General features: G+C 45.8%; 7 protein-coding genes. 1 reads left to right on the top strand and 6 read right to left on the bottom strand.

Annotated elements, in window-relative coordinates; genetic code table 11:
• Nucleotides 1–568 precede the first annotated feature (568 nt).
• Entirely contained in the window at nucleotides 569–871 is a 303-nt protein-coding gene (locus tag AAC855_RS20920; protein WP_340612085.1) for a helix-turn-helix domain-containing protein, read from the top strand.
• A gap of 90 nt (nucleotides 872–961) precedes the next feature.
• On the opposite strand, the gene AAC855_RS20915 is transcribed toward AAC855_RS20920, so the two are convergent.
• From AAC855_RS20915 to ftsY, 6 genes are all read right to left on the bottom strand, one after another.
• The gene (locus AAC855_RS20915) at nucleotides 962–2,119 is read right to left on the bottom strand and encodes a glycerate kinase (protein ID WP_340612084.1); all 1,158 of its coding nucleotides are present in this window, start codon (nucleotides 2,117–2,119) and stop codon (nucleotides 962–964) included.
• 26 nt (nucleotides 2,120–2,145) lie between these two features.
• Nucleotides 2,146–3,411, bottom strand: a complete 1,266-nt coding sequence (locus AAC855_RS20910) for a GntP family permease (protein WP_340612086.1) — start codon at nucleotides 3,409–3,411, stop codon at nucleotides 2,146–2,148.
• Between the two features lie 372 nt (nucleotides 3,412–3,783).
• Nucleotides 3,784–4,644, bottom strand: coding sequence for an RNA polymerase sigma factor RpoH (rpoH, locus tag AAC855_RS20905; RefSeq protein WP_340612083.1), 861 nt, complete (start codon nucleotides 4,642–4,644; stop codon nucleotides 3,784–3,786).
• A gap of 215 nt (nucleotides 4,645–4,859) precedes the next feature.
• On the bottom strand, nucleotides 4,860–5,840 hold the full coding sequence (gene ftsX / locus AAC855_RS20900) for a permease-like cell division protein FtsX (RefSeq protein ID WP_340612082.1): 981 nt from the start codon (nucleotides 5,838–5,840) through the stop codon (nucleotides 4,860–4,862).
• The gene (gene ftsE, locus AAC855_RS20895) at nucleotides 5,833–6,498 is read right to left on the bottom strand and encodes a cell division ATP-binding protein FtsE (RefSeq protein ID WP_099109610.1); all 666 of its coding nucleotides are present in this window, start codon (nucleotides 6,496–6,498) and stop codon (nucleotides 5,833–5,835) included. The genes ftsX and ftsE overlap by 8 nt, the downstream gene beginning before the upstream one ends.
• A gap of 6 nt (nucleotides 6,499–6,504) precedes the next feature.
• Nucleotides 6,505–7,973 (bottom strand): signal recognition particle-docking protein FtsY (gene ftsY / locus AAC855_RS20890; protein ID WP_340612081.1); only part of this gene is annotated, 1,469 nt, incomplete at its 5' end.

Genomic DNA, 7,973 nt, shown 5'->3' with positions numbered 1-7,973 from the left:
ACAGTTTGGTATATTTTGTTTAGTTTCTGACCTTAGAAAGCTTCTTTAAAAATCAAAAATATGCCAAATAATGGCGATTTGTTTATAAAAAATTATATTATTGGATTTTTATAGATTAATTTAATTAAATTTAATTTAAATTCAATATGTTATGAATATAAAAATAACAATCTTAACGTTTTAAGACCTGTTCATGATTCCTCATATGAGAAGAACGGAGTGCTGTTTTGCTCAATGACGAGGAAAAGCAGTTGCAAGAAGCAAGGTAATAACAAAATAGAGAAACGTGGTTTGCATCATGGAAGAGTATACCTTGCCTCAGTAAAGGTTCTGTTTTTTACAAGACGTTAATAAAAAAGGTTATTTCATTAAAAAAACAAGGCGCATGTCGGAAAACAAAACGGCGAATCAGGTGTAACAATAGGCATACCGTGAACGATAGTAAATCCGTCAGGGTATTTCCTGTGTCGTGCACAATGACAAAGTAAAACTGAGTCATTTTTAAGCTCCGGGGCAATTATCCTTGATAACGCCATAACTTACTGATTTAAAAATGAAAGGATAAGATATGGAAGATGCAAACCTATTAGTCGGGCAAAGAATTCAACAGAAAAGGAAGGAATTAGGGATTACAGCAACTGCCTTAGCGAAACAAATTGGTATCAGCCAGCAACAACTTTCACGTTATGAAAGAGGAACCAATCGAATCAATATTACTCATCTGGTTGCCATCTGTCTGGAATTGGAAACCCATATTTCCTGGTTCTTTGCAGACTGTTTTGAAGAGGAGAGCAAGGAAGGTATTGTTAATAAACTTGATACGCAATATATTCCCATTGCTGAAACAATTATAGGAAAAAATGGTTGTTAAATGGGGGATATCCCACCGTCAGAAGCCTGCCAGCCCGCTCTAAACTGAAAAATATGTGGGCTTCTGACTCCTCGGTATTGATTCGCTTTCTCAACCCCTTATCTCTTTCTTATGTGAACCAGCAATACACCAAACCGATGCAATATTGCGAGCCAAGACATGCAGATTAACAGTGCTATCAGCTAAAGCATCAGCGAGAGTGCAAACTTCGGGGATAATAGAAAATACAGCAGTCAGACCATGTTGATGGACAACATCATAATCTTTGCTCATTCCCCCCACTAATGCGATAACAGGTATACCGAATTTGTTGGCTATGCGTGCAACACCAATAGGTGTTTTGCCATATAGGGTCTGGCTGTCCATATGCCCTTCGCCAGTAATGACCAAGTCTGCGCCCTGAATTGCTTTTTCCAGCTCCAGAGTATCAAGGACAATTTCAACACCCGACTGTAATTCTGCGTTTAAACAACCGAGTAAAGAAGCTCCCATACCGCCGGCAGCACCAGCTCCGGCAGCATTCAGCACGTCAATTCCTGTCACGGCTTTAATTTTCATTCCGTAATGGAGCAACGCTGAATCCAGTATATTAATCATTTCTGGTGTCGCTCCTTTCTGTGGGCCAAATACCGCAGATGCCCCCGATTCACCACATAATGGATTCGTGACATCACAGGCGACTGTAATTTCTAAACACCTGAGACGAGGATCAAGGTTTGTAAGATCAATGCTTTCCAGCCGTGTTAGTGCAACCCCACCAAATGGCAAAGAACGATTATCGCCATCCGTTAAATTTGCCCCAAGTGCCTGCATCATTCCGGCACCACCGTCATTGGTTGCGCTACCACCAATACCTAAAATCAGCTTTTCAACACCATGATCCAGAGCCGCCAGAATGAGTTCTCCTGTACCATAGCTTGTTGTTATCAGAGGATTACGCTGTGCCAATGGCACCAAATGCAGGCCTGAAGCGGCAGCCATTTCAATCACTGCGGTTTTTCCATCACCCAATAATCCCCAAAAAGCATCAACAGGTTGCCCCAGAGGATCAGTGACTGTGCATATGAATCTTTTTCCTCCTGTTGCAGCCACCATTGACTCTACCGTGCCTTCTCCACCATCAGCCATTGGTAACTTGATGTAATCGGCCTGCGGAATGATTTCCCTAAACCCCTGCTCTATCGCTTCCGCTACCTGCATTGCACTTAAACTTTCCTTAAATGAATCCGGAGCAATTACAATTTTCATAATAATTTTTCTCTCCCTCAGTTTATCTAACCTGCAAAACCAAATACGCCAAAGATTAAGGTTGAGATAAAGGCGATAGTTAAACCCACCAGCGTTTCATATGGCAATAACTTCAAGCGTTCGTGTAACTGCATGTACACGCTGCCTCCTGTCGCATGGAAAAAACTGCCATGTGGTAACTGATCCAGTACGATAGCACCTGCATGTAACATCGCAGCTCCCGCTAATGCACTAATGCCTAAATCGAGAAGTGTAGGTGCAAAAACTGCCGAAGCAACGGCTGTACCTGCAGTTGTGGACGCTGTTGTCATTGACATTAAAGCCCCTGAGATCGGGGCCAGTAAATAAGCTGGTAAGCCTGATGCTGTTATCCCATGGATCAAAATTTCTTTCAGTTCAGAATTAGCTATGATGCCTGCCAGTGTTCCCGTTCCTAATAGCATGATAGCGATAGGCGACATACGGCTCAGCCCTGAGAGAATAAAGCGATTTGATTGACGCCAGTGCCCCATAATAATAGCACCAGCCAATCCCCCTACGGGTAATGCAATTAAAGGGTCAATAGTGATACCAGCAACCGGACGTAAGGCCAGCAAAAAAATAGCAATAGCAGGCGCCGAAATCGCAGCCATAAAAGAGGGGAGAGACTCTTGTTCGGTCATTGTCAGTTCTTCGCTTCTGACCTTATATCCCCGTGTTATCACTCTTCCTGAAAGATAGTAAGCCATTAATAACCCGAATAGCCCGGGGATAATACCGGCGACCATCAACGATGTTAAAGGAACATGGAAAGCTTCTGATGCAGCAATCGTATTTGGATTGGGAGACATGACGTTTCCGGCTTTGCCTCCGCCAATCATGGCAAGTAAGATCGACATCTTTGATAAATCAGCCCGATGGGCGATTGCCAGAGCAATCGGTGCAACGGTAATGATTGCGACATCTATAAATACACCAACGGCTGTCAACAGCATTGTTGCAATTGCTAAAGCCAATAAGACACGTTTGCCGCCCGCCTTACGGACAATGGTTTCAGCTATGGTACTGGCTGCACCGGATTCAATCAGTACACCGGCCAGAACACCTGCGGCCAATATACGTAAGACAGCATTGGTCATTCCTTGTGCCCCTGTGACCATCAAACTGACGGTCTGTGTCAGATCTACACCGCCGATCACACCACCAATCAGCGCACCGGCCATCATGCCATAAACAGGAGAAACTTTTCTTAATATCAGAAAGATAGAAACAAACAATGCAGCAATAGCACCAATAGCAGAAACCGTTGTCATTTTGTCATTATCTCCAATGACTTCATTATGAGCTGAAGCCGAAAGATTACTATACACTTCGTCTTTCAAGTTGCCTCTTTGTTGGCTGCACTCGTTCACCCCGGTCACATAGTTATCTATGCTCCTAGAGATTACTGAGAGGCTCCTGCCTCTCACCGGAGGCCAGCCTTTGGCTGGGCAAATTCGTTCCCGACGAATTTGTCTCTCCCTTGCCGCCGCGACGCATCTTGAAATCCATTGTGTATATACGCATAACTCATTCATATAAATAACGCGCATAAAAAAAGCGATAACTAAATTATCGCCTTTTAATCTGCTATTGCATGTGTTCAGCATAAATATATATCGTTCATGCTCAGCTAGCTGTGTAAATTACGCTTCAATCGCCATTCGTAACTTTTTCATGGCATTTTTTTCCAGCTGACGAACTCGTTCAGCAGATACACCGTATTTATCTGCCAGTTCCTGCAAAGTCGATTTATTGTCATCATCCAGCCAACGGGAGCGGATAATGTCCTGACTACGCTCATCCAGCTTTTCCATTGCTACAGTGAGTTTATCCGCAGCATGGTTTTCCCAATTGTCTTCTTCAATGCCATCTGCAAAATCAGACGCTTTATCCTGCAAATACAATACTGGAGCTGGAGCTGACTGATTGTCATTGCTATCGTCATCAGATGGAGCATCAAATGCCATATCCTGCGCCGACATGCGAGATTCCATCTCCAGAACATCTTTGCGGGTTACCCCTAATTCTTTGGCAACCAAATCAACTTCATCCTGACTGAACCAGCCCAGACGCTGTTTAGCCTTACGCAAATTGAAGAATAACTTACGCTGCGCTTTTGTCGTTGCGACTTTCACAATACGCCAGTTACGCAGTACGTATTCATGGATTTCTGCCTTAATCCAGTGAACAGCAAAAGACACCAGTCGTACGCCCACTTCCGGATTAAATCGACGAACCGCTTTCATCAGGCCGATATTGCCTTCCTGAATTAAATCCGCCTGCGGCAAACCATAACCAGCATAACTGCGAGCAACATGAACAACGAAGCGCAGGTGAGACAGAATCAGCTGTTTTGCTGCATCCAGATCTCCCTGGTAATGCAGCCTTTCTGCCAGTTCCTTCTCTTCTTCTGCAGAGAGCATAGGATAAGCATTGGAAGCACGGATGTACCCTTCCAAACTACCTTGCGGAACTAATGCCAAAGTTTGCATTTCTTTTGTCATTCAAATTCTCTCAAACTAAATTGGTGGTATTTTAAACTTTCCTGAATCAACCTATTCGATTTTTTCAGGCCAAAGATGTGTCTATTTTACCATCGTGCGGATCATATTCAAATTATCTGCATTGTATGACCACACATACAAAGTATACAAAACAATAACAGTTTCTTCGACTATGATTAAGCCCAAAAGTTCACCATAAGTCCAACAAAAGTGTTCTATTCCGGCCTGAAACGACGCAAATGCTGGACAGTCGCAAACCATGCTGCAATCCAACCAATCATACCTGAAATCAGTACCAGTAATAGTGATTCATCCCAACTCAGACCGTATAGCTTGAAAGTGGTGCCGAAAACGCTGGCAACGTCAGTGACAACACTGGAAAGTTTCCAGACTAGCAGGTACGAAAGAAGCAGTGAAAAGATCGCTCCCAGTATTCCCAGTAATGCCCCTCCATTGAGAAAAGGCCGAAGGATAAACCCATCCGTTGCCCCTATCAGTTTCATGACATTAATCGTTTCACGGCGGCTGAAAATACTTAAACGAACACTGTTCCCAATCACCAGAAGCAGCGCAACGACCATCAGCCCCCCTATCACCGCAGCAATCCGGCCAATAAGATCAGCCAGTGCCGTCAGCCGGGCAAACCAGCCATCATCCATTCTGACTTCTTCGATCCCCTTTAGCTGGGCAACACGGTCACGTAATGTCGTCAGTGCCTGTGAATTCTGAAAATCCAGTTTAGGAGAGACAATCGCTACCGCAGGCAACGGATTTTCCTCCAGCATATCTAATGCACTGGCAAACCCTGACCACGCGCGAAATTCATTCACAGCCTCCTCACGGGACAGATAGTTCACCGATTTCACACCATCCATTACTTTTAGCTCTTCAATCAACTGATTAGAGCTGATGTCATTCAGTGATTTATCCAGATACACCGTGAGTTGTGGTACGGGATACCATTGTTCCACAGCCTGATTAACGTTTTTCCAGACGATGTAAAATACACTCGGTAATGTCAGGGAGATAGCTATCACCATGATGGTGAGCAAAGTCGCCAGTGGTTGGAATAACATATCAGACAGTGTGCTTTTCCATGCATAACGTGACTGTACGCGCCATCCCCCTTTCAGCGATTTGGAACGGGATTTGGGAGAAACCGTTTTTTTCGTTGAATGACGGGCAGGTTTAGCCATGATGCTCTCCTTGCATACGTCCCTGATTCAGGGTCAGGATACGATAATTCCTGCGCTCAATAAGAGCGGTGTCATGCGTCGCCATAAGAACTGTTGTACCAACCCGGTTGAATTGTTCAAACAAGCGCATAATACCCTCAGATAGTTCACCATCCAGATTCCCCGTTGGCTCATCCGCCAGCAGGACGGTGGGTTTATTCACAACAGCGCGGGCAATACCAACGCGCTGTTGTTCCCCTCCGGAGAGCTGAATCGGGAAATTTTTCGCTTTGTCCAGTAAGCCAACCTTATCCAGCGCCGCTGATACCCGCCGACGAATATCTTCAGTACTGGCACCTGAGATAATCAATGGCATTGCAACATTATCGTACACAGTGCGATCCAGCAGCAGATGGTGATCCTGAAAAATCATACCGATCTGACGACGTAAGAATGGGATCTCACGGGTTTTCAATCGGCTGACATCATGCCCGCCAAACCAGATATAACCGGCACTCGGGCGCTCTATGCCACAAATAAGTTTCAAAAGCGTACTTTTCCCCGCTCCTGAATGACCGGTTAAAAATGCCATTTCTCCCGGACGGAGGTGGAAATCCACCCCTTGTAGTGCCTGCCGTCCTCCCAGATAGGCTTTACTGACCTGTTCAAAGCGAATCATTGATAGTTAATCCTCCCGGGTAAAAAGAGCCTCTATAAAATCGTCAGCCTTAAATGGACGGAGATCCTCAATACCTTCCCCAACACCAATATAGCGGATTGGAATTTCGAATTGGTCCGCAATAGCGAAGATCACGCCACCTTTTGCAGTTCCATCCAATTTGGTCAGTGAAATACCGGTCAAGCCCACTGCTTCATGGAATAGTTTAGCCTGACTGACTGCATTTTGACCTGTGCTGGCATCCAAAGTCAGCATAATTTCATGCGGAGCTTCTTCATCCAGTTTTTTCATTACCCGTACGATTTTTTTCAGCTCTTCCATCAAATGAGCTTTATTCTGTAAACGCCCTGCGGTATCCGCAATCAGAACATCAACACCTTTAGCTTTAGCTGACTGAATAGCATCAAAAATGACAGAAGCCGGATCGGCACCGGTATGCTGGGCAACGACCGGGATTTTGTTACGCTCACCCCAAACCTGCAATTGTTCCACTGCGGCTGCACGGAAAGTATCACCCGCAGCCAGCATGACGGTCTTGCCCTGTGACTGGTATTGGCGAGCCAATTTACCAATTGTCGTGGTTTTACCAACGCCATTCACACCAACCATCAAAATGACATAAGGCGATTTACCTTCAACCTCCAGTGGCTTATCGACCTTAGCCAGAATACCTGACATTTCTTCTTTTAGTTTTACGTATAACGCTTCCGCATCTTTCAATTCTTTACGGCTGGCGTGAGTTGTCAAATTGTTAATAATCTTGCGAGTTGTTTCGACACCAACATCAGCAATCAGTAGCTGTTCTTCCAGTTCTTCAAAGAGATCATCATCAATTTTCTTACCACGGAATAATCCTAAAAATCCGGCGCCCAAGTTCTGGCGGGTTTTTACCAGACTTTTTTTCAGACGAGCAAAAAAACCTTCTTTAGTCGGGCGTTCCTGCTCTTTAGGTAAGGAAGCCTGTTCTTCAGCCTGACGCGCTGCTTCTTCAGCTAAACGTTGTTGTTCTGCTTCTGCCGCCGCTTGGCGCGCTGCCTCTTCGGCTAAACGCTGCTGCTCCGCTTCTGCCGCCGCCTGACGCGCCGCTTCTTCGGCTAAACGTTGTTGTTCTGCTTCTGCCGCTGCCTGACGCGCTGCTTCTTCGGCTAAACGTTGTTGTTCTGCTTCTGCCGCTGCCTGATGCGCCGCTTCTTCGGCTAAACGCTGTTGTTCCGCTTCTGCCGCTGCCTGACGCGCCGCTTCTTCGGCTAAACGCTGCTGCTCCGCTTCTGCCGCCGCCTGACGCGCTGCCTCTTCCGCTAAACGTTGTTGTTCCGCTTCTGCCGCCGCCTGACGCGCCGCTTCTTCGGCTAAACGTTGTTGTTCCGCTTCTGCCGCCGCCTGACGCGCCGCTTCTTCGGCTAAACGCTGCTGCTCCGCTTCTGTCGCTGCCTGACGCGCCGCTTCTTCGGCTAAACGCTGCTGCTCCGCTTCTG

Origin of the sequence: Xenorhabdus bharatensis (assembly GCF_037996705.1) — a bacterium.
In the GTDB taxonomy this organism is placed as follows: Bacteria; Pseudomonadota; Gammaproteobacteria; order Enterobacterales; family Enterobacteriaceae; genus Xenorhabdus; species Xenorhabdus bharatensis.
This window is presented reverse-complemented; position numbering and strand designations above follow the sequence as displayed.

What these genes read in the sequence shown, in the direction of transcription:
- AAC855_RS20920 (WP_340612085.1), top strand. Translation starts at nt 569, where the DNA reads ATGGAAGATGCAAACCTATTAGTCGGGCAAAGAATTCAACAGAAAAGG.
- AAC855_RS20915 (WP_340612084.1), bottom strand. Translation starts at nt 2,119, where the DNA reads ATGAAAATTGTAATTGCTCCGGATTCATTTAAGGAAAGTTTAAGTGCA.
- AAC855_RS20910 (WP_340612086.1), bottom strand. Translation starts at nt 3,411, where the DNA reads ATGACAACGGTTTCTGCTATTGGTGCTATTGCTGCATTGTTTGTTTCT.
- rpoH (WP_340612083.1), bottom strand. Translation starts at nt 4,644, where the DNA reads ATGACAAAAGAAATGCAAACTTTGGCATTAGTTCCGCAAGGTAGTTTG.
- ftsX (WP_340612082.1), bottom strand. Translation starts at nt 5,840, where the DNA reads ATGGCTAAACCTGCCCGTCATTCAACGAAAAAAACGGTTTCTCCCAAA.
- ftsE (WP_099109610.1), bottom strand. Translation starts at nt 6,498, where the DNA reads ATGATTCGCTTTGAACAGGTCAGTAAAGCCTATCTGGGAGGACGGCAG.